Annotated in this window: 22 protein-coding genes; 10 read left to right on the top strand and 12 right to left on the bottom strand. The window is 45.0% G+C overall.

The window, feature by feature from the left end:
• The coding region (locus CIL02_RS02830) for a T9SS type A sorting domain-containing protein (protein WP_141210094.1) at positions 1-262 on the top strand (262 nt) is incomplete at its 5' end.
• The gene (locus tag CIL02_RS02825) at positions 259-1,320 is read left to right on the top strand and encodes a hypothetical protein (protein WP_094398960.1); all 1,062 of its coding nucleotides are present in this window, start codon (positions 259-261) and stop codon (positions 1,318-1,320) included. The genes CIL02_RS02830 and CIL02_RS02825, both read left to right, overlap by 4 nt.
• A gap of 91 nt (positions 1,321-1,411) precedes the next feature.
• Here the strand turns inward: CIL02_RS02825 and CIL02_RS02820 are convergent, their stop codons facing one another.
• Positions 1,412-1,852, bottom strand: a complete 441-nt coding sequence (locus CIL02_RS02820; RefSeq protein ID WP_094398959.1) for a hypothetical protein — start codon at positions 1,850-1,852, stop codon at positions 1,412-1,414.
• Between the two features lie 316 nt (positions 1,853-2,168).
• On the opposite strand from CIL02_RS02820, the gene CIL02_RS02815 reads away from it, so the two are divergent.
• The 8 genes from CIL02_RS02815 to CIL02_RS02780 all read left to right on the top strand — a co-directional run bounded on the left by CIL02_RS02815 (position 2,169) and on the right by CIL02_RS02780 (position 9,955).
• The gene (locus CIL02_RS02815; protein ID WP_094398958.1) at positions 2,169-2,594 is read left to right on the top strand and encodes a SoxR reducing system RseC family protein; all 426 of its coding nucleotides are present in this window, start codon (positions 2,169-2,171) and stop codon (positions 2,592-2,594) included.
• Between the two features lie 19 nt (positions 2,595-2,613).
• A complete protein-coding gene (locus tag CIL02_RS02810; RefSeq protein WP_094398957.1) occupies positions 2,614-3,501 on the top strand; it encodes a Fe-S cluster domain-containing protein in 888 nt (295 codons plus the stop codon).
• Positions 3,498-4,850: an electron transport complex subunit RsxC gene (gene rsxC, locus CIL02_RS02805; protein WP_094398956.1), complete on the top strand. Its 1,353-nt coding sequence runs from the start codon at positions 3,498-3,500 to the stop codon at positions 4,848-4,850. Before CIL02_RS02810 ends, rsxC begins: the two co-directional genes overlap by 4 nt.
• Complete coding sequence (locus CIL02_RS02800) at positions 4,850-5,854, top strand: RnfABCDGE type electron transport complex subunit D (protein ID WP_094398955.1); 1,005 nt, start codon at positions 4,850-4,852, stop codon at positions 5,852-5,854. Before rsxC ends, CIL02_RS02800 begins: the two co-directional genes overlap by 1 nt.
• Before the next feature lie 20 nt (positions 5,855-5,874).
• Entirely contained in the window at positions 5,875-6,495 is a 621-nt protein-coding gene (locus tag CIL02_RS02795; RefSeq protein WP_094398954.1) for an RnfABCDGE type electron transport complex subunit G, read from the top strand.
• A gap of 12 nt (positions 6,496-6,507) precedes the next feature.
• Entirely contained in the window at positions 6,508-7,092 is a 585-nt protein-coding gene (gene rsxE / locus CIL02_RS02790; protein ID WP_094398953.1) for an electron transport complex subunit RsxE, read from the top strand.
• 5 nt (positions 7,093-7,097) lie between these two features.
• The gene (rsxA, locus tag CIL02_RS02785) at positions 7,098-7,700 is read left to right on the top strand and encodes an electron transport complex subunit RsxA (protein WP_094398952.1); all 603 of its coding nucleotides are present in this window, start codon (positions 7,098-7,100) and stop codon (positions 7,698-7,700) included.
• Positions 7,701-7,807: 107 nt separating this feature from the next.
• Positions 7,808-9,955 (top strand): glycoside hydrolase family 3 C-terminal domain-containing protein, encoded by a 2,148-nt coding sequence (locus CIL02_RS02780; RefSeq protein ID WP_094398951.1) that lies wholly within the window; start codon positions 7,808-7,810, stop codon positions 9,953-9,955.
• A gap of 334 nt (positions 9,956-10,289) precedes the next feature.
• Here the strand turns inward: CIL02_RS02780 and CIL02_RS02775 are convergent, their stop codons facing one another.
• The 11 genes from CIL02_RS02775 to CIL02_RS02725 form a co-directional block, all read right to left on the bottom strand.
• Entirely contained in the window at positions 10,290-10,577 is a 288-nt protein-coding gene (locus CIL02_RS02775) for a helix-turn-helix domain-containing protein (protein ID WP_094398973.1), read from the bottom strand.
• Between the two features lie 13 nt (positions 10,578-10,590).
• The gene (locus CIL02_RS02770; protein WP_094398950.1) at positions 10,591-11,016 is read right to left on the bottom strand and encodes a DUF6398 domain-containing protein; all 426 of its coding nucleotides are present in this window, start codon (positions 11,014-11,016) and stop codon (positions 10,591-10,593) included.
• A 174-nt stretch (positions 11,017-11,190) separates the two neighbouring features.
• Entirely contained in the window at positions 11,191-11,844 is a 654-nt protein-coding gene (locus tag CIL02_RS02765; RefSeq protein WP_141210093.1) for a hypothetical protein, read from the bottom strand.
• The gene (locus tag CIL02_RS02760; protein WP_094398948.1) at positions 11,813-12,661 is read right to left on the bottom strand and encodes a hypothetical protein; all 849 of its coding nucleotides are present in this window, start codon (positions 12,659-12,661) and stop codon (positions 11,813-11,815) included. The genes CIL02_RS02765 and CIL02_RS02760 overlap by 32 nt, the downstream gene beginning before the upstream one ends.
• Complete coding sequence (locus tag CIL02_RS02755) at positions 12,658-14,106, bottom strand: DUF4433 domain-containing protein (protein ID WP_094398947.1); 1,449 nt, start codon at positions 14,104-14,106, stop codon at positions 12,658-12,660. Before CIL02_RS02755 ends, CIL02_RS02760 begins: the two co-directional genes overlap by 4 nt.
• Positions 14,107-14,191: 85 nt before the next feature.
• The gene (locus CIL02_RS02750; protein ID WP_094398946.1) at positions 14,192-14,530 is read right to left on the bottom strand and encodes a hypothetical protein; all 339 of its coding nucleotides are present in this window, start codon (positions 14,528-14,530) and stop codon (positions 14,192-14,194) included.
• Positions 14,527-16,251, bottom strand: coding sequence for a leucine-rich repeat protein (locus CIL02_RS02745; RefSeq protein WP_170934988.1), 1,725 nt, complete (start codon positions 16,249-16,251; stop codon positions 14,527-14,529). The genes CIL02_RS02750 and CIL02_RS02745 overlap by 4 nt, the downstream gene beginning before the upstream one ends.
• Positions 16,252-16,303: 52 nt before the next feature.
• A complete protein-coding gene (locus CIL02_RS02740; protein ID WP_206073463.1) occupies positions 16,304-16,876 on the bottom strand; it encodes a hypothetical protein in 573 nt (190 codons plus the stop codon).
• Positions 16,877-16,963: 87 nt separating this feature from the next.
• Complete coding sequence (locus CIL02_RS02735; protein WP_256387543.1) at positions 16,964-18,829, bottom strand: leucine-rich repeat protein; 1,866 nt, start codon at positions 18,827-18,829, stop codon at positions 16,964-16,966.
• Between the two features lie 95 nt (positions 18,830-18,924).
• A complete protein-coding gene (locus tag CIL02_RS02730) occupies positions 18,925-19,980 on the bottom strand; it encodes an SIR2 family protein (RefSeq protein ID WP_094398942.1) in 1,056 nt (351 codons plus the stop codon).
• Between the two features lie 14 nt (positions 19,981-19,994).
• Positions 19,995-20,435 carry a transcription termination/antitermination NusG family protein gene (locus CIL02_RS02725; protein ID WP_094398941.1) on the bottom strand — a complete coding sequence of 147 codons (441 nt, stop codon included), beginning with the start codon at positions 20,433-20,435 and terminating at the stop codon, positions 19,995-19,997.
• Positions 20,436-20,452: the final 17 nt, after the last annotated feature.

Genomic DNA, 20,452 nt, shown 5'->3' with positions numbered 1-20,452 from the left:
TCTTAATAAAAAAAGTGATATAAATATGAGGGTAAGTTGTAATGATAATACTTGTGTTATAAATGTAGATGTAGAATCAAAGTATCCAACTACTTGCTGTATATATACTCTTAACGGACAGTTAGTTGCAAATTTAGCTCAAGAGGCAAAATTATCTACAGGAACACATGTTTTTACTCATTTATACAACAAAAAAGGAACTTATTTGGTTTATTTTGAAAACGGTAATATTATTAACATTAAAAAGATAATTATAAAATGAAAACAAAAATCTTGTTATTATTTGTGATATCCATGTTCTTTCCTAAGTTCGTGTTAGCTCAAGGAAATACGGATGCGACTTATCATGTATATTCCATGGTAACAGCTGACAGCCATTTGTATCTGGCTACAGATGCTGAAGTAATTGACTATAATTTTACTGAAGGTAAGTGTTGTTTGACTTCATTGCCAGACGGAGAGTCGGGGCTTAGTCCAAAAAGCATGGTTTGTGGAAATGGAGACGTGTATGTAGGCTTTTCTGATGGCCATATATATATGTTGAAAGACAATGGCCTTAAGTATCTGTATTCTATGCCTGAGACATCACTCAATCAACTATGCCTCGACAGCAACGGCACTCTGTATGCTTGTGGACGAAGTCTGTACAAGAGAACCGATACAGGCTGGTCTCAGTATATTTTGCCAGATTCAGAAATCTCATCTACTCATGCTATTTACAGTATGTGTGCTGATAAGGCTGGCTGTATTTGGTTAGGTGCCCGGTTGGTTTCAGGCGGAGCATATAAATATAAAAACGAGCAGATTGAGTTGCTGAATGACAAGACTGGGGCTATAATGGCTGTCGCGTCAGACAATGCGGGAAACGTATGGATGGGTTCTGCGGCAAAAGGCTTGTTCGAGTTCAAGAAAGATGTTCAGACCAATAACTATACCAATGTAAATTCCTCACTGAAAGATAAAACCATTACAGCAATGTGTGTTGATGAGACTGGAACATTGTGGTTGGGCAGAAATTATCTGCAGCAATACGCTGATGGTGATTTTGTCTCTTATCCGATGCCTGACGGTCTTAGCATTACATGTATGACACATTGTGACGGCATGCTTTATTTAGGAACAAATGCAGGACTTTATACGTTTGTCAATGGTGAGATAAAGCCCGTTAATCTCGGTACTTCGGATGTGTCATTGTCTTCATTGCCGAAGCCTGGGCAGTCAGGTGTTTATAATCTCCAAGGAGTAAGACTTGATGCCTCATCAGCAAATACCGCTAATAGACTCTACATAAAAGACGGGAAGGTACTCTTGAGGAGATAGCGGCCCTACAGCAAAAATCATCCCTTTGGCGACAATCACCAAGGGGATGATTTTCATTATAATAGCAGTTGTGTATTTTTAGCCTCCACCTTTAATCTTTCAGAAGTTTGTCGAGGAAGGAGTCGAGGTCTTTATCCAGTCCTTCCATCAGTTCTCCGTCTATGATGATTGTGTCGTCATCGGCTACATATAGCTCGGCAATGCTTTCCTTGTCATCGTTTTCCAGTACAAGGCTGAAAGGCTTCAGTATTCCGAGATTGTCTACGGTGTTGCGCATCCTCTTGAGGATGTTTCTCAGCAAGGTGGTGATTTCCTGATAGAAATTGTCGTCCTTGTTGTCTATCCACTCTTCCACCACGCACCGCGTTATTTCCTTGTCATCGTCATCAAAAGCCAGCAGCTCGCCACTGTCCTGTGATGCCCTGAGGTGTATGTCGGTGAGGATGGACGTGTCCTCATCGCTTGGGAATTTCTGTGCTATCTTTCTGATAGCCCTCTCGATTTGCTGCTGTGTTTGCTCGTTTGCTTTCATGATGGAGGTTTTATGTTAATGGTCTCTGCAAAGATAGTGCAAACGAATGGAATAAAAAAGAAAAATGCAATTTTTATTTTATTATTCCTAAGTGTAGCCTATTTTATGTAAAGATAGTGCAAACATACGAATTGACAAAATATTAATTGCACTTTTTGGCAATGTTTCTGCAAACGATTACGGATAAGATTTGTTAACAGGCTGGTAGTATTATGAAATTTATGATAAAAATTGCTTGGCCGTTTGAAAATATAGTATTAATTTTGCATTTGCTAAGCCGACATTGCAAATCGTCGGTGTAAAGTCAACACTACAAATGGTAGAAAGAGTTAGTCACGAAGGGACAGTGGTAAAGGTAGATGGCAATAATGTCTTTGTCCGTATTGTCCAGACATCTGCATGTGCGTCGTGCAGCTTGTCGCGCCATTGCAACTCTGCTGAGAGCAAGGAGAAGACGGTTGTAGCACAGGCTGGTGCCGACAGTTTCCGTGTGGGCGAGAGTGTCTGGGTCTCTGTGTCATCGTCCCTTGGCCACAAGGCCGTCTCGCTGGGTTTTGGCGTTCCCCTTGTCCTACTGCTTGCCGTGGTTGTGGCAGCCAATGGCCTGACGGGCAGCGAGCCTGTGGCGGCATTGTGCGGAGTGGGTGCTCTTATACCTTATTATATATTATTGTATGTGTTCAGGGCACGCATAGGAGACGTGCTTAGGATCACGGTGGTAAGAAAAAAAGCTAAAGTCTAAAACAAATATTATTGATATTATGAATTTTATTTTGATTGCAGTTATCGTATTGGGAGCCATAGCCCTCGTTGCATCGGTGGTGCTCTATGCTGTTTCCAAGAAGTTTGCTGTGAAAGAAGACCCTCGTATCGGTCAGGTTCTTGAAGTCTTGCCGGGTGCCAACTGTGGAGGCTGCGGCTTTGCTGGCTGCGGCGGTATGGCCGATGCGCTTGTCAAGGGTGCCGACCTTGGCAGCATCGATGGTCTGACATGTCCTGTTGGCGGTTCGGCCGTCATGGGGCAGGTTGCTGACTTGCTCGGTATGGTAGTAGCCAACGCCGACCCTATGGTGGCCGTAGTGCGATGCAACGGCAGTTGTGAGCATCGTCCACGTACTGTTGTGTATGATGGCATGCGTACTTGTCAGGCTGTCAACAGCACCTGTGCCGGCGAGACTGACTGCGGTTTCGGATGTCTGGGCTGCGGAGATTGTGTTGCCGCCTGCCAGTTTGGTGCCATCAGCATGGACAGCGAGACTGGGCTGCCCGTAGTAGACGAGGAGAAGTGTACGGCCTGCGGAGCCTGTGCCAAGGCCTGTCCGCGACGCATCATCGAGTTGCGCAAGAAAGGACCGAAAGGCCGTCGCGTCTATGTACAGTGCGTGAACAAGGATAAAGGTGCAGTGGCAAAGAAGGCTTGTGCAGTGGCTTGCATAGGATGCGGCAAGTGTCAGAAGGTATGTCGTTTCGAAGCCATCACAGTAGAGAACAACGTGGCATACATCGATTTCAACAAGTGTAAACTGTGTACAAAGTGTGTAGACGAATGTCCTACCGGTGCACTCGTAAAGATAAACTTCCCGGTGCGTACGCCGAAGCCTGATGCTCCTGCTGCCACCGCAACAGATAAGAAGGAGGCAGAAGCATGAAACTGAAAACATTCAGCATGGGAGGCGTTCATCCCGAAGAGAACAAGATTACGGCAGACAAGGCCACCGTCGTCGCCGCATTGCCCAAGCAGGCCATATTCCCGCTGGGACAGCACATCGGCGCTCCGGCTAAGCCCGTTGTCAGCCGAGGAGACAAGGTAAAGGTCGGAACTCTCATAGCAGAGGCCGGAGGCTTCGTGTCGGCCCCCATCCACTCGTCCGTGTCTGGAACGGTAGTAAAGGTCGACTCTGCCATTGATGCAACAGGCTACCGTCATCCGGCCATATATATTAATGTGGAAGGCGACGAGTGGGAGGAGAGCATAGACCGCAGCGACAAGCTCGAGACCCTTGCCGAACATCCGGAGCTGACCCCCGAGGAGATAGTTAGCCGCATAAAGGAAGCTGGCGTAACGGGCATGGGTGGTGCCGGATTTCCAACATTCATTAAGCTCTGTCCGCCTCCAGGTGCCAAGGCCGAGTGTGTGATACTCAATGGTGTGGAGTGCGAGCCATACATCACCTCCGACTACCGTCTGATGATGGAGCATGCCGACGAGATACTCGTAGGACTGGACCTACTGATGAAGGCGGCAAAGGTGGAGAGAGGATATATAGGCATAGAGGACAACAAGCCTGAGGCAATAGCACTCTTCGAGAAAAAGACTGCCTCTGACCCCCGCGTGGAGATAGTTGCCCTTGAGAAGAAATATCCGCAGGGTGGCGAGAAGCAGCTCGTAGATGCGGTGACAGGCCGTCAGGTTCCTGCTCCTCCTGCCATTCCCGTCAATGTGGGTGCCATAGTACAGAACGTTGGTACTGCTTATGCCGTATACCAGGCCGTGATGAAGCGCAAGCCGCTGTTTGAGCGTTATACCACCGTTACGGGAAAGAAGCTCTGCAACCCCGGCAACTTCCTGGTGCGTATGGGAACGCCTATGAGAGACCTCATAGAAGCCTGTGGAGGCATGCCCGAGGGTGAGAACAAGGTGTTGGCAGGCGGCCCGATGATGGGCAAGTCTGTGGTGTCGACGGATGTCACCGTATGCAAGGGAACCAACTCCATAACCATCCTCACCGATGCCGACGCTCACCGCAAGCCCATACAGCCATGCATACGCTGCGCCAAGTGTGTCAGCGCTTGCCCCATGGGACTTGAGCCGTATCTACTTGCAACGCTCTCCTCGTTCAAGGAGTGGGAGAGGCTTGAGGCCGAGCAGGTTACATCGTGCATATCCTGTGGCTCGTGCCAGTTTACGTGTCCGTCACACCGTCCCATCCTCGACAACATCCTTCAGGGCAAGGGTGTGGTGATGGGTATTATAAAATCAAGAAACGCCAAGAAATAATGAGTAAGCTAATAGTTTCGCTGTCGCCGCATGCACATGGCACCGACAGCGTGGAGAAGAACATGTACGGTGTGGTGCTGGCACTGTTGCCCGCCCTGCTCGTGTCGTTCCTCTTCTTCGGACTGGGTTCCGTAGTAGTTTGCCTGTCGAGTGTTGCAGCCTGCATGTTCTTCGAATGGGCAATATCAAAGTATATCATGAAGCGGCAGCCGTCGCTGTCCGACGGCTCGGCCATTGTCACGGGACTGCTGCTGGGCATGAACCTTCCCTGCAATTTCCCTGTGTGGATGGTGCTCATAGGCGCCCTCGTGGCCATAGGCATAGGCAAGATGACCTTTGGCGGACTGGGATGCAACCCGTTCAATCCCGCCCTCGTGGGCCGCTGCGTCCTTCTGGTGAGCTTCCCTGCTGCCATGACATCGTGGCCACAGGCCGGACAGCTCACTTCCTACCTTGATGCAGAGACGGGAGCAACACCTCTGTCGCTGATGAAGTGGGCGATAAAGAGTGGTGACGCCTCCGTGCTGGAGCAGTTGCCAAGCAGTTTCAACATGCTCATTGGCTTGCCCGAGACATGCCAGACTGGTGCCGGCTGTCTTGGTGAGGTCTGCGCCCTGGCGCTCCTGCTCGGACTGGTGTTCATGCTGTGGCGCAAGATTATCACCTGGCACATTCCTGTGAGCATCCTCGCAACGGTGTTCGTGCTCAGTGGCCTGCTGCATCTTGCAGACCCCGTATACGCAAACCCCGTGCAGGTGGTGCTCAGTGGCGGACTGATGCTCGGTGCCATCTTCATGGCCACTGACTATGTGACATCACCGATGACGCACCGTGGACAGCTCGTCTATGGCATAGCGATAGGCGTGCTTACGGTGGTAATAAGAAACTGGGGCAGCTATCCCGAGGGAATGTCGTTTGCCATACTGATTATGAATGCTTTCACGCCGCTCATCAACAACTACATCAAGCCAAAGCGCTTTGGTGAGGTGCCGGCAAAGAAATAAAGATTGGGAGGAACAGAAAAATGGAAAAACTCAAATCATCGCTCTTGAATATGGTGCTCGTCCTCGTGGGCGTGGCCATGGTGATAGGAGCTGTGCTCGCCTGGGTAAACAACATCACGGAGAAACCCATCGCCGACAAGGCCCAGCAGACGCTTGCCAATGGTATACGCGACGTGATGGGGACTGCCGACATCAATGTTGATGAACCAGACAGCCTGACACTTGACCTACAGGGCAAGGCTTACGACTTCGTAATTCATAATGTAAACTCCACATCAGGCGATTATCTCGGTGCTGCCGTAGAGAGCACGACACTCGGCTTCGGTGGCGACATGAAGGTTCTCGTCGGCTTCGATGCCCAGGGAAAGGTGCTTGGCTATACAATCCTACAGGCATCTGAGACACCGGGACTCGGCGCAAAGGCCGACAAGTGGTTCCAGAAGGACGGAAAGGGAAGCATCATTGGCCGGAGCCTGGCCGACGGCAACCTCACTGTTGACAAGGATGGTGGAGATGTTGATGCCATCACGGCATCAACCATCACGACGCGAGCCTTCCTCAAGGCCGTCAACCAGGCATATGCCGCCTACAAGGGGAATGATACCGACGGGGAGAGTGGAGCATCAAAACAAAAACACTAAGAGACAAAGATTATGAATAAGATAAAAATCATTACCAACGGCATACTGAAGGAAAACCCCGTGCTGGTGCTCCTGCTCGGTATGTGTCCTACGCTGGCTACTACCACCAGCGCTATCAACGGACTGTCCATGGGACTTGCCACTATGTCGGTGCTCATCTGCACCAACTTCGTGATATCATGTATCAAGAGCATCACGCCCGACAAGGTGCGCATTCCTGTCTTCATCGTTGTCATAGCAGCCTTTGTCACCATCCTGCAGATGCTCATGGCAGCGTACGCTCCCGACTCCATCAACAAGGCGCTGGGCATCTACATCCCGCTGATTGTTGTCAACTGCCTCATCCTTGGCCGTGCCGAGAGCTTCGCGGCAAAGAACAACCCCGTGGCAAGTCTTGCCGATGGCGTGGGCATGGGACTTGGATTTACACTTGGGCTTACCGTGCTCGGTATTATACGCGAGATATTGGGCGCGGGCAGCGTCTTCGGCTTCGTGCTTCTGCCGGAAGTGACGAACGTACTGCTATTTGTGTTGCCTCCGGGAGCTTTCATCTCTCTGGGCTATCTCATTGCTGTTGTTAACAAAATAAAGAAGTAAGCGTTATGGAATACATTCTGATATTTATCTCGGCGATATTCGTCAACAACATCATCCTGTCGCAGTTCCTGGGCATCTGTCCTTTCCTCGGAGTATCGAAGAAGGTGGACACTGCCCTTGGCATGGGCGCCGCCGTGGCCTTCGTGCTCACTCTGGCGACAATAGTGACGTATCTGCTACAGACTTATGTGCTCAATCCTTTTGGACTGCAATACCTTCAGACGCTGTCGTTCATCCTTGTCATCGCATCACTCGTACAGATGGTAGAGATAGTACTCAAGAAGGTGTCGCCAGCCCTCTATCAGGCTCTCGGCATCTTTCTTCCGCTCATCACCACCAACTGTGCCGTGCTCGGTGTGGCAATCCTCGTCATACAGAAAGACTTCTCGCTCATACAGAGCATCGTCTATGCCTTCTCTACGGCAATAGGTTTCGCACTGGCAATGGTGGTATTCGCCGGTCTGCGTGAGCAGCTCTCACTGGTACGTGTGCCCAAGGGCATGCAGGGCATGGCGATAGTACTTGTTACCGCCGGCCTGCTATCCCTGGCATTCATGGGATTCAGCGGTGTGGATGGCGGACTACGTTCCGTATTTGGACTCGAATGAAGAGCTAAAGGATATTCTCTCCACCCCTCTCTTAAAGGGAGGGATGGGGAGAATTCTGTTTATATGATGTTATAAATAGCCAAGATAGGCGCAGACTTACTGAACCAATGAAACATAAACTTATTAACCTGTTGACTTTTGCCGTATTTGCCGTATTCTATGCAAATGCGCAGTTGCTTCCTTATCAGAATCCGAAATTATCATCAGAACAACGTGCATCCGACCTTGTGAGCAGACTCACTCTTGAGGAAAAGACGATGCTGATGATGGACAAGTCGCCAGCAATACCCCGGCTGGGTATACCTGAATTTCAATGGTGGAATGAAGCCCTGCATGGAGTGGGGAGAAACGGATATGCTACGGTCTTCCCCATCACCATGTGCATGGCTGCGTCATGGAACAATGACTTGCTCCAGCAGGTGTTTACTGCCGTCAGCGATGAGGCCCGCGCCAAGAACCAGATAGCACGCCAGTCGGGAAAGATTAAGCGCTATCAGTGTCTGTCCTTTTGGACTCCCAATATCAATATCTTCCGTGATCCCAGGTGGGGACGGGGACAGGAGACATACGGCGAGGACCCTTACCTGACATCACGGATGGGACTGGCCGTTGTCAACGGTCTGCAAGGTCCCCGTACATCACGTTACCGTAAACTTCTGGCCTGCGCTAAGCATTTCGCAGTACATAGTGGTCCGGAATGGAACCGCCATTCGTTCAATGTCGAAGACCTACCGCCACGCGACCTGTGGGAGACATATCTTCCTGCCTTCAAAACCCTTGTTCAGGAAGGACATGTTGCCGAGGTGATGTGTGCATATCAGCGCATCGACGGCAAGCCCTGCTGTGGCAGCCACCGTTATGAAAGACAGATACTCAGAGACGAGTGGGGCTTCGATGGTCTGATTACCTCCGACTGCTGGGCTATTGCCGACTTCTATCTCAAGGGTCACCATGAGGTCGCGGGCGACTCTGCCGATGCCGTGGCTATGGCATTAAGGGCAGGAACAGATGTGGAATGCGGAGCGTCGTATGCCGCTATACCGAAGGCTGTGGCGCAAGGAGCAGTCTCCATGGCAGAGATTGACGAGAGCCTTAAACGTCTTATGAAGGCGAGGATAGAATTGGGTGACCTCGACCCAGACTCGCTTGTGGAGTGGACAAGTATTTCTCCATCGGTCATTGCATGCGAGAGACACAAGCAGATGGCTCTTGACATGGCAAGACAGGGCACGGTATTGTTGCAGAACAATAACTCCATATTGCCCTTGAACCGTAATTCTGACATAGTGGTCATGGGACCCAATGCCAATGACTCCGTAATGATGTGGGGCAACTACAACGGAACACCTACCAGAACAATAACGATATTGCAAGGCATACGTCAGTATGTTCCTGATGCCAGATATGTGGCAGGTTGCCAGCTGACGCGGAATTTCGATATTGCAGACCAGCAGGCCGTAATCGACAGTGTGGGCAATGCGAACATAGTAGTGTTTGTCGGTGGGCTCTCACCTCGTGTTGAAGGCGAGGAGATGCCTGTCAACGAACCCGGCTTCAAGGGTGGTGACCGTACGGATATCGAATTGCCGGCAGCACAACGCTCACTCATAGCTTTGCTGCATAAGGCAGGTAAGAAGGTCGTCTTCGTCAACTGCTCTGGAAGTGCTGTGGCACTGGTGCCTGAGGCCCAACACTGTGAAGCCGTCTTGCAGGCGTGGTATGGAGGTGAGCAAGGAGGAAGAGCTGTTGCCGAGATACTGTTTGGTGACTGCAATCCTTCAGGTAAGCTTCCCGTAACGTTCTACAGTTCTACCAATCAGCTGCCAGATTACGAGGACTACAGCATGGCTGGACGCACCTACCGCTATCTTACTGAACAGCCCCTCTTCAGCTTCGGTTTCGGTCTCAGCTACACCACTTTCAATATTGGCAAACCAAAATATAATGATAAGACAAATACCATAAAGGTTGGAATTGCCAATACAGGAAAGCGCGATGGTGACGAGGTTTTGCAGGTGTATATTCGACGGGTGGGTGATGTCGAAGGTCCTCAAAAGACCCTTCGTGCCTTCAAGCGAGTCAGTCTGAAAGCAGGCCACAAGAAAACAGTAGATATAGACTTCCCCACCTCAAGTTTCGAATGTTGGGATGCAGCTTCAAATACCATGCGTGTCATTCCAGGCAAATACCAGTTAATGGTAGGCAACTCCAGCCGCAGTCAGGACCTGAAGACTATTGAGGTGAACATTAAGTGACAAATACACATGCTTTGGGGAGTTTTACGCCTCTAGCCACAAGTCTGATAATTATGTTTTTTTACGTGGATACCTTCGTTGGATTACGAAGGTATCTCCGTTTTTGTGGGGCAGTTCAGCCCATCTCACACGCAAAGCTTTGCAAGTGCCAACGCAAAGCTTTGCATCCGCTCACGCAAAGCTTTGCATCCGCTCACGCAAAGCTTTGCATCCGCTCACGCAAAGCTTTGCATCCGTCCACGCAAAGCTTTGCATCCGTCCACCAAAGCTTTGCAACCGCTCACGCAAAGCATTGCATGTGCCAACACAAAGCATTGCATGACGCAAACATAGTTCATTCTGACTTTTGAATCTGTTCTTGTGCAACTATGATAGCATCATTACTCAATTCATCATCGCCTACAGCATCAAGCACTTTATCTGCTAACCACAACGTCAGCATCTCCTTCTCGTCCTGATGTAGGTATTCTGCAAGCTTGATTACGTGTTCGCGCTTTGCCCGTCTGTCACCTCGCTCAATTTTGCTGAACATAGGTGTGTCAATCTCTAATAGTGCCGCCAATTGTCGTTGCAGCACTCCTTGCTCGTCTCTGAGCTCTCTTATTTTCTTTCCAAATATCATATCTTTACACTTTTCACTCATCAAAGAAAATGAATCCATTTCTCATCACAAGATGATTGAAGGGATTGTTATCGGCAATCTCCTTCAGAGAGAAATTTGGGTCAAAGACGTTGCTTATCTTCAGTAAGTCCTTGATGACTCTCGATTTCTGTGCTATTGTTGAACCGCTTGCCCCAAAATGGTCTGCGATTTCAGCGGATGATGTATTCAGCCGAGAACTTTTGCTGAACATGAAGTTGATGCTACAGATGGTATATACAGAAGCGGCAGCCCATATCTCTACTCTTCCTGACTGTAATGGGCAGGAACGCTTGCGTCCCAATTTCTGCACAAGTTTAGTACACAGTTCTGCGCACTCATCATCCAAGTGCTCTTTGCAAAATGCAGTAGCAAGTTCTATAACCCTTGCTTCTCTTTCTTTTAGTTGTTGCTTATCCATTTGTATATTCTTTTCTCGTTTTATACTTCGACTAAACTATCGGAAAATGACTGTTTTTTACGACTAGAAGCCTCCAACTATTCATTTTCTAGTCGTTTTTTATCGCCATTTATTCGCTATTAGCCGTTTCCTTCTGGCCATATTTGCGGTTTATGGCTATAATTTGGCCATAACTTAGCTTTTATAGCCATTTTCAAACCAAGTACGGCCATTTACCTGTATCATATTCTCATTTTTCATTTCTTCCAATATGTGCCGGAGCAGCCTACGCTTTTGTTCCAAAGACTTTGTCGAAGGGAGTACATCCTTGATGTATTCTAGAATAGCATCGAGCTTTGCGCCTTCCTCTCCAGCATTCTGAATATACTGCAAAGTCATCTGCTTTATCTTGTCGCGTTCAAGCCCTTTCACCTTGGTATATTCTGGCAATTGTTTTGTTTGCCTTGCAATGTTCAGGGATATAGTCAAGTCAGGATATTCACCTTCTACCAATCCTCGCTCCAAAAGATTCTTTGCATCACTTTCATTCAGTCGGTGTCCTTTCTGTACTGCATCAAGCAAGATACAGTCTTCCAACGACAAGTCTTTGTTCTCTTTCAGGAGCTTGGTGTACTTCTCATTGATGGCGTTACCATACAGACGGACGGCAACCTCCTTATTGGCTGCGTCAATCTCATAGTCAGGCATGGGGAAGTGGCGTTTCCACTGCTCATTGAATATCTTGCGGATACCACGGCCAACGATGTCTATCATATTGAAGTTGACCATCGCATTGTTCCTTGCTACCAAAACGTCTTCATTTGTGTCGTACATTCTTATCAGTTCCATTGTTTTGCTTTTTATAAAACATGGCCAGCGAATAGTCGTCATAGGCTATCAAACCCTTCCTGAGCAGACTCTGTATGTGCCTTTGAAAATTTGCGGGATGACCAATCGTGTTGACAAGTTTGTTTATTACATCCTTTTCAAAATCATTGAAGTGTAAAGTTCTTGCCATTTTTATATAATTGCTGTTTTTAGAACACTTTGATTCTGCTTCATCCAGCTCTTGTCTGAATGTGTCTTCACAGGCAACTTCATACATCATTATTATGTAGTGTGCCATAGCATCGCTTGCCACAAATATGAGAGAATCTGAATCGGTATGGAATATGCCTTTGCGGAATCCTTCCATCAGAAGTTCATCCTTACAGTTGATAAGGTAAGGTGGTTTGTCAAAATCTGCAAGTGTGCCAAAACTATGCTCTAATCGCTTTGTTCGATAGTTGTAGTGGAAAGCCACACTGTCCCCGAAACCCATCCATTGGCATTCGGTGTCTGATAGTCTCCATACAACCACTAATGTAGCGAAGGAACCTTCGTCATAAAACTTATCCAAGGACAGCCCTCCCAGTTTCTTGGCATCCGTCTCACATTGGTTATAGTAGGGCTCCCAAATGTCGCCAATCCAAGCATCCAGTTCGTCTGCGTTACTAATTGGTGTGGCAGGCAAATGGTTCAAAAGATAGGCTGACCATCGTTCGGCAAACAATCCTCCACCTCCTGCTCCGTCTGATACAGCAATGATATTTTCTTGTGCAATAACAGCATCTTCATTGATGCATCCTTGTTCGGGTTTTCCGATAGAAACAGCAAATTTCTTCATTGGGCTTGGCTTACATTAGTGGGAGTTCCGATATCCATCAGTTTTATTAGCGTAGTTGCATCTGCATTGACACCCATGGCACGGTGACGACCCGCACGGTTATCATTCAGGCAACGGCTGATGTCTGCATTGTATCTTTCAGGCAGAAGGCTTGACATGTTGAATAGCGTTTCCGCATAACTATCGCCATTTAATTCTGATATTTCAATCGGACACACCACTTCGTCCGTTGACTTGCAGGCAGTAAAATGAATGTTGAACAGAATCACATTGCCGTCATTTGTAAACATCGACTTTAGTTCATTGGCCATTTGCAAGACCTCCTCTCGTTTTGCACCGTTAAATTCTCCATCAGTAATGTTGATGATTGTAGGAGGATAACAGTCCTTATCATGATGCTTCTCCATCCATTGGCTGAGCAATTGCTGTGCTTTGTCAAATGCCTTATGCAAGTGTGTCCAGTGTCCGTCATGCTTGGCTTCAACCCATTGTACCTTCTCCACTTCTTTTACAACGACTCCCCTGCGAGTTCGTTTCTCTTCACGGGTGATGATTTTCTTGTATGGATGTTCGAGCAGCTCCTCTGGCGAAACAAAGTCCCTGCCTTCCAAATCGCCATTCCATCCGCTGTATGCCTTTTCGCCATAGCCAATCACTGCGATATCATAATAATGCCTTGTCTCATTCGACTTGATGCAGCGGTACACGAGTTCGTTGATTTGTCGGTTCACGATTCGTGCTGCCGCTTCTGCCATAGTCATCTCTTCGCCAAACAGGCTGGTCATCTTCTGCATACTGACCGAATGATCCACAAGGAATAAGAAAGCTGTTGGCGTATTTCGGGTAATCTGTGCCGTGTAGGCCATTTTACTCTGTAAAGCTTTCGGCTTATTCGGAATAGGAATACCAAAGTTTCCGATATTTCTGATATACTCCAACGGAATGAAGTTCTTCACCAAAACCTCAGCCTGATAGAATTTCTGCTCATCATCGTCAAGGTCAAAGTGCTTCTGCGCTTTGACTGCTGAGAAATGGATGGCCTTGAAATCTTCCAACTCTCCACCGACACGAGCCCCATGCTTCGTAGCATTGCGGTCGGCATACTTGCTACCATTCCAATAAATGACTTGAGGGTCTATCTCCAGCAGCACAGGGTTCGAAATACGGCCTTCGTTCATCGCCACATACATCATAGGATGCTGGGTGACAAAACTTACACGGACATAGTGTTGCAATCCGTCACGAGCATCAAGTGAACGCGAACTGTCACTACCACCGGGTTTGGAAATAACGATTCCTTTCTCCTCACAATCCGCCCAAGAGTAAAGACCTCCGTTTTGAATGATGGACTGCAAGTTATCGCGGTCGGTGAAATGATACAACTGCTTAATGCCCTGTTGTTCTATGATGGCTTGATAGGCTTGCCAATTACTTTTCTTTTCCATTGTATATATTGTTTAGTCAAACAGCGAAAGCTGCTTCGCTGAGTTTTCTTTGTTTTTTTCTGTTTCTTCTGAAAGCTTGAGGTCATCAAATGGATAGAGCCCTTCTGCATAAGCCTTGATTCCAATGTCCCAACACTCGTCCATGTTTACGCACCGTTCGCTTAATGTCCTTCATGGTGTCATTGAGAAACATGGATATGTCAATACCCTCATTCTCAAATACCTTCAGCCCTTGCCATATTCCTTCTACGCAAGTTGCCGCATATCCCTCGCTGAATGGCACAGGAATATTACCATGCGGATAGAATGGACTTAACTTTACAAGCCCGTCAGTTGCCTTACTTGTCACATCCACTATCAGAGCACCTGGATATTTCTTCAGAATATTCTCCAGCTTTTTTCGTTTTGATTCTATGATGATCATTGTTCTACGAGTTTATCTTTATTGTCCGGGAGAAATCTAGCAAACTTTTGTTTAGTACCTGGAGGGATAATTATAGATTTAAGAGAACTACAATAAACGAAAGCATCTTCTCCAATACTTGTCACAGAATTAGGAATCGTTACTGAGGTGAGGCTGCTGCATTTAAAGAAAGCAGCAACTCCAATACTTGTCACAGAATTAGGAATCGTGACTGAGATGAGGCCTCTGCAAAAAGAGAAAGCACTTTTTCCAATACTTGTCACAGAATTAGGAATCGTGACTGAGGTGAGGCCGCTGCAACGGAAGAAAGCCCAATCTCCAATACTTGTCACAGAATTAGGAATCGTGACTGAGGTGAGGCCATGGCATCCATTGAAAGCTCCTCCAATTATTATTGATATATTTTCAGGTATAGAATAATGACCTTCATAACTCTTTGGTAAAAGGACAAACATATCGTTTACAATAATTGTATGTGTAATTCCACTGCAATCTTCGAAAGCATCTTCTCCAATACTTGTCACAGAATTAGGAATCGTGACTGAGGTGAGGCCACTGCAATTCCTGAAAGCAATATTTCCAATATTTGTCACAGAATTAGGAATCGTGACTGAGGTGAGATCCCTGCATCCCCAAAAAGCCCCATCACAAATAACTCTTGTTCCTGCTTTGATTACATAGTTTTTAATGTTCTTATTGGATTTAAGCAGTCTAAGTCCGTCCTTACTATACTTTACACAAAATTCATCTTCAACAGCATTAGCCCAGTCCTCTTTCGTAACTTCTGTACTAAGTTCTATTTGCTTTTTCTCTGGTTTGGTAATTGCAAACAAGCGGAAGGATAACATAGAAAGATTATTCTTTGCAGATACCAAAAGAAATGCGGAAAGCAAGGATGCCAAAGTGGCATCAGATGATAATGATACTAATGCCATCAAGACATTGGACTCTCCAAGATTTCTATAATCTTCAGCTGAGAACAGCAAGCGATCAGCTGCACCATATTTCTCCAACAATGAAGGATCAAGAGCAATAGCCTTCAAAGACAATGCCATGCTTGCAATGGCAAAGTCATCGATATGGCTATCAAACTGATCCTCGTCACGCAGAGGATGACGGAAGTCTGGGCTGCCAAGTTCACGAGCTTTCTGTCCTTCCATCGAAGGTACGAACATTCCATCATAATCCACCAATGCCAATTCGCCATTCTCACGCACAAGGATATTGTCCGGTTTCAGATCTCCATGAGCAAAAGGCTGAGAAAGAAGGTATGCTCCCATTCGGCAGAACCTATAGGTCAGCATCTCCAAAGCATAACTATCATATAGGTTTTCGCGCAGATATGCATCCAGAGGCTTTCCTTCCATCCATTCCATCTTCAGAACAGGGAATTCTTCTTGATCTGTTTGAGTGGTATCAACAAACAGTTCATTCTCTAGATACTGAACATGCATAAGATAAGGAGAAGAAACGAATTCCAACTCCTCAGGAATCCGTTTATACGCCTCAGCACGGCCTTCCTGATCTTTGATAAAGCACTTAATAGCATAACAACGACCAGTGTCAACGCTCTTCATTTTGAAAACTACTGCAAAGTTGCCTGACGACATCACAGGACGTCCTCTGTCATCCAATACTGGACTCAGATTTTTCAACGTCGCCATATTGTCCTCTGCCGAAAGGATGGCATCTATATATTCTGATATTAATGGGTATTGCATATTTGTAAAGATTGTTTGTGGATATTGTGTGTTGGAATAGACTCTTACTTCCTCATTCCTCTGGAAGCTTGAGGTCATCAAATGGATAGAGCCCTTCTGCATAAGCTTTGACGAGGTAGGCATGAGAGAGTGGCTTTGTCTCATCGTCAACATTGCAGCATGTATTGTAGTCCAGCAAGACAATCGTTTTTGTTTCGCTTGCCTTGCGTAGCCGTTCAATAATATACATAGCCCTGTGCTCCAACATCCATCGGTATGCAGGAATGTAAATCTGATGTTTTGCCTCCACATATCCTAAGATTTCTGTTCCATGCACACCTTTCCGATGTCCCAACACTCGTCCATGTTTACGCACTGTTCGCTTAATGTCCTTCATGGTGTCATTGAGAAATATGGATATGTCAATACCCTCATTCTCAAATACCTTCAGCCCTTGCCATATACCTTCCACGCAAGTTGCCGTATATCCCTCGCTGAATGGTACAGGAATACCACCATGCGGATAGAACGGACTCAACCTAACCAATCCATCCTTCGCCTGACTTGTCACATCCGCAATGATGGCGTTGGGATATTTCTTGAGGATATTCTCTATTTTCTTTCTTTTAGATTCTATCTTAATCATTGGAATAGTGTTTTAGCCACAACAGGCGAGTACTCATTTGTTTTGTCTGTTCATTAGAACACCCTGATACTATAATTTTTAGTGTCATTAACTCTCTTTATACTCAACACGATATAGGTCTTTCTCTCCTAATTTGCTTAGAGTTAATACATAGGCTTTATCCAAGTGAATAATATCACCCTCTTGTATTGTTGAGTCATAAGACAATGGAATATAAGTACGACCTCCTGATTTCATGTGGAATTCTACAGAATAGCCATAGTCTGTTTTAACTACTATCGCATATAATACAGCATTTAATTCCTCTTCAGAAAACTTTCTTTTGTCTTTTAGGTTCCATTTTTGGTGATAGAATAATTCCAATTGAACCGATTTTTCAAACATCAAATATGGAGAATTCTTGCTAGCTATTACGTTACTAAAAACAGTTCTTTCACACTCTGTGACAATAGTCAATATGTCAGTTGGCTGATAACCGGCAAACTCAGAATACATTTTACGTTCATAAAACGTATTATGTTTATATGTATTATAACTTGATTGTTTTGCACAATTCCTCAAAGCATCTTTTCCGATTGATTCAATATTTTTTGGAAATCTGATTTTTTTTAAGGAGAGACAACCTTGAAAAGCAGCTTCCTTAATCGATCGCACTTTATCAGGTATGTAAATCTTTTCCAATGACTCACATCCACAAAACAACCCCTCTTCAATGATTTCTATTTTTTGGGGAAGATAGACATCAATAAGATTCATACAATTATAAAAAGCATGTTTGCCTAAATAATTACAATTGGATGAAAGCTTTATTTCCTTTAGGCTTTCAGAACCAGCGAAAGCATAATCTTCTATATATTCAACATTCTCTGGTATTATCATAGTTGATATCGGCAAACAACCAAAAGCAGCAAAGCCTATCATTCTCAAAGATTCTGGTAATATGATTGCATTTGGATAATCTATGCCAATTATTCCACATTTAGACTTTTTGGAAAAAGCCCAATCGCAAATTACTTCAATTCCTGAGGGGACTTCATATTGTTTAACCGCTAATTTTTCCGGGAATTTAATAAGACGTTTTCTGTCATTGCTAAACCTTATTCCAAGCTCATCAGTAAATGAATTCTCAATATCATCATCAGTGACATTTGACCGAAGTGGTTCTTCTATTGCAATAAGTGTATGGAATTTGGGATATAATTCTTTGTTTGAATATGCCAAAATGAATGAAGAAAATAATTGTGCGAAATCTTTATTGTTGGATAATGCCAATAAAGACACCAAAGTATCTGACTTACTTAGGTCTGCGTAATCACGAGCAGATGTTATTAATGCGTTAGATCTCGATTTTTCGTATAGTGTAGGTGATAGTGCAACAGATTTTAACGATAGGGCTATCAATGCGATAGAAAAATCATCTATATTGCGATTGAATGTAGATATTGAACGATTTGGGTGCTGGAAATCTGGACTTCCATTCTCAAGTGCAGACTTTCCGTCAAATGCAGGTACATACATACCATCATAATCCACCAATACTAATGAAAAATCTTCTCTAACTATTATATTATCAGGTTTTAAATCCCCATGTGCTATTTGCTGTGATAATAGCCAAACTCCTAACTGACAAAAATTATAAGTTAAAAGTTGAAGCCTGTATTTGTTTGAAATATTGTCTTGAATAAATTGGTCAACTGGATAACCTTCCACCCAATCCATAATAAGCACAGGAAATTCTGTTTCATCACTTTGTGAAGTGTCAACAAATAACTCTTTATCATAATAATGCGTGGAAACGAAATATGGTGATTTGATTTCATCCAATACTCTTATTATTTCTCGGTACCTTTCCTCTCGTTCCTCTTGCACACGGGTAAAGCATTTGACAGCATACATTTTTCCCGTTTCTATGTCTTTCATTTTGAATACGACAGCAAAGTTTCCACTTGACATAACGGGATTGCCATTAGCGTCAAGCTCAGGTCGAAGATTGGTTAACTTATCAAAGTTGTCTTCTGCGGAGCGTATTGCTTCAATATATTCTGAGATTAAAGGGTATTGCATATACTTTTACAGATTTTGATGAATGTTGCGTGATCGAATAGATTCTCGCATCCTCTTTTATATACTTTTACGGTTGAGTTATTATAGGAGAACCAATCATCAGAAGAATTGTCTGGAGTGTACTTTGATTGAATTGGAATTAGCTGTATTAGCTTGTTGAACAAAGACGACTCACTGACATTGGATAATTTGTCAACAACCAAAACTTTTGTCTTGTCGAAAGATGTGTACTCTTTGATAAGCATGTTGATATGAGGATCCGAAAAAGAGTATCCAATTATGATTAATACAGCACATTCACTCAAATCGTGGGCAAAAGAAACTATACTACGAAAAAAATGTTGATCCATAAGTCTTTGTGTCTTATTTCTCCCTGTAATAATTGGAGAAAAAATCATTAACTCATTAGGATTTCCACCATCATTTGCCAGAGCATAGTTAAAGATGCTAGTTATATCTGTATGTTTTACTTCATATCTTTGTCCATTCCACTTCTTACATAGATGAATAGAACCATGGAGATTGGAGAACTGTTCTATATTGTAAGACTTAGTTGCTTCTAAGCATGAATATTCACTATTAATTACATAAGGCAATATTTCATCGTAATTAGTAGTATAATAACTTATGTTTTCAAACTTCTTATTCAACACCTCCCAAAGTGAAACAATTGACTTTCTTGCGGTTTCATCTTGTAGAACTCGGTTCTCGTATTTTTCGACTTCGTGTATGATAGCGTTAATACACTTTTGGTAGATATCCCACAGAGAATCAGTGTCTATTTCTTCTGTACACTTAAAGAATGAAGCCAAATAACTACTATTGGAATCATCAATGCTATAATATAGCAATGATTCAATTGCAGCCAAGATGGATTCAAAGGAATCGTTGTTGATAAGTTTATTGCAAAGAGTGCTATTATTGCTAAGTCCCTCTCTGATATAATTTTTAATGGTCTCTGTCAAGGAGTCGGATGTAGGGCTGCCCCACATAATAGGGAAGCCTGCTCCGCACAATAATACAAGTTTACTTTTTCTCATAATCAATAATTTTTTTAATCTTTATCGCCTCCTTGGGTATATATGCCGTAGCCACCAAGCAACCGCTGAATATTTTCGTGGAGCATTGCATCGACTTCTTCCTGTGACGTGTGGACAAAAATGAGGGATGAGATAAGAGGCTCGGTGATGATATGCTTCTTGCCATGCTTCGTAATCTGCTTTTGACGCATCGAGGCATAACACTCTATATGGCAGGCATCGACAACTGCCTTTGCTTTTAATACTCTGCCGTATGACAGTCTTAATACGAACCAGTGCTTATTTGGTATATGGACATTCTCTACCGACACCCCATCCTTGTATTTGGAGATGGAGGGAGTGCGGGATGCTGCTCCAACACTGTGACACTGTGTACCGGTGCCAGTCGGTCGCCCATTATACAATGAAGAGTCAGTCTTCTTAGACTGAAAACATTGTTCTTCCTCTGCTTTCATCAGAGATTACTCTAATT

Origin of the sequence: Prevotella sp. P3-122, assembly GCF_002251365.1 — a bacterium.
Classification (GTDB): Bacteria; Bacteroidota; Bacteroidia; order Bacteroidales; family Bacteroidaceae; genus Prevotella.
Note: the sequence above shows the minus strand (reverse complement) of the source record. Positions and strands in the feature narration are given on the sequence as shown.

Excerpts from the sequence above, each read along its gene's own strand:
- rsxE (WP_094398953.1), top strand. The coding sequence starts at position 6,508 with ATGAATAAGATAAAAATCATTACCAACGGCATACTGAAGGAAAACCCC.
- CIL02_RS02765 (WP_141210093.1), bottom strand. The coding sequence starts at position 11,844 with ATGGAACTGATAAGAATGTACGACACAAATGAAGACGTTTTGGTAGCA.
- CIL02_RS02755 (WP_094398947.1), bottom strand. The coding sequence starts at position 14,106 with ATGGAAAAGAAAAGTAATTGGCAAGCCTATCAAGCCATCATAGAACAA.
- rsxC (WP_094398956.1), top strand. The coding sequence starts at position 3,498 with ATGAAACTGAAAACATTCAGCATGGGAGGCGTTCATCCCGAAGAGAAC.
- CIL02_RS02810 (WP_094398957.1), top strand. The coding sequence starts at position 2,614 with ATGAATTTTATTTTGATTGCAGTTATCGTATTGGGAGCCATAGCCCTC.
- CIL02_RS02760 (WP_094398948.1), bottom strand. The coding sequence starts at position 12,661 with ATGAAGAAATTTGCTGTTTCTATCGGAAAACCCGAACAAGGATGCATC.
- CIL02_RS02750 (WP_094398946.1), bottom strand. The coding sequence starts at position 14,530 with ATGATCATCATAGAATCAAAACGAAAAAAGCTGGAGAATATTCTGAAG.
- CIL02_RS02820 (WP_094398959.1), bottom strand. The coding sequence starts at position 1,852 with ATGAAAGCAAACGAGCAAACACAGCAGCAAATCGAGAGGGCTATCAGA.
- CIL02_RS02740 (WP_206073463.1), bottom strand. The coding sequence starts at position 16,876 with ATGATTAAGATAGAATCTAAAAGAAAGAAAATAGAGAATATCCTCAAG.
- CIL02_RS02815 (WP_094398958.1), top strand. The coding sequence starts at position 2,169 with ATGGTAGAAAGAGTTAGTCACGAAGGGACAGTGGTAAAGGTAGATGGC.
- CIL02_RS02770 (WP_094398950.1), bottom strand. The coding sequence starts at position 11,016 with ATGGATAAGCAACAACTAAAAGAAAGAGAAGCAAGGGTTATAGAACTT.
- CIL02_RS02725 (WP_094398941.1), bottom strand. The coding sequence starts at position 20,435 with ATGAAAGCAGAGGAAGAACAATGTTTTCAGTCTAAGAAGACTGACTCT.
- rsxA (WP_094398952.1), top strand. The coding sequence starts at position 7,098 with ATGGAATACATTCTGATATTTATCTCGGCGATATTCGTCAACAACATC.
- CIL02_RS02735 (WP_256387543.1), bottom strand. The coding sequence starts at position 18,829 with ATGTCAAGTGGAAACTTTGCTGTCGTATTCAAAATGAAAGACATAGAA.
- CIL02_RS02730 (WP_094398942.1), bottom strand. The coding sequence starts at position 19,980 with ATGAGAAAAAGTAAACTTGTATTATTGTGCGGAGCAGGCTTCCCTATT.
- CIL02_RS02780 (WP_094398951.1), top strand. The coding sequence starts at position 7,808 with ATGAAACATAAACTTATTAACCTGTTGACTTTTGCCGTATTTGCCGTA.
- CIL02_RS02825 (WP_094398960.1), top strand. The coding sequence starts at position 259 with ATGAAAACAAAAATCTTGTTATTATTTGTGATATCCATGTTCTTTCCT.
- CIL02_RS02775 (WP_094398973.1), bottom strand. The coding sequence starts at position 10,577 with ATGATATTTGGAAAGAAAATAAGAGAGCTCAGAGACGAGCAAGGAGTG.
- CIL02_RS02745 (WP_170934988.1), bottom strand. The coding sequence starts at position 16,251 with ATGCAATACCCATTAATATCAGAATATATAGATGCCATCCTTTCGGCA.
- CIL02_RS02795 (WP_094398954.1), top strand. The coding sequence starts at position 5,875 with ATGGAAAAACTCAAATCATCGCTCTTGAATATGGTGCTCGTCCTCGTG.
- CIL02_RS02800 (WP_094398955.1), top strand. The coding sequence starts at position 4,850 with ATGAGTAAGCTAATAGTTTCGCTGTCGCCGCATGCACATGGCACCGAC.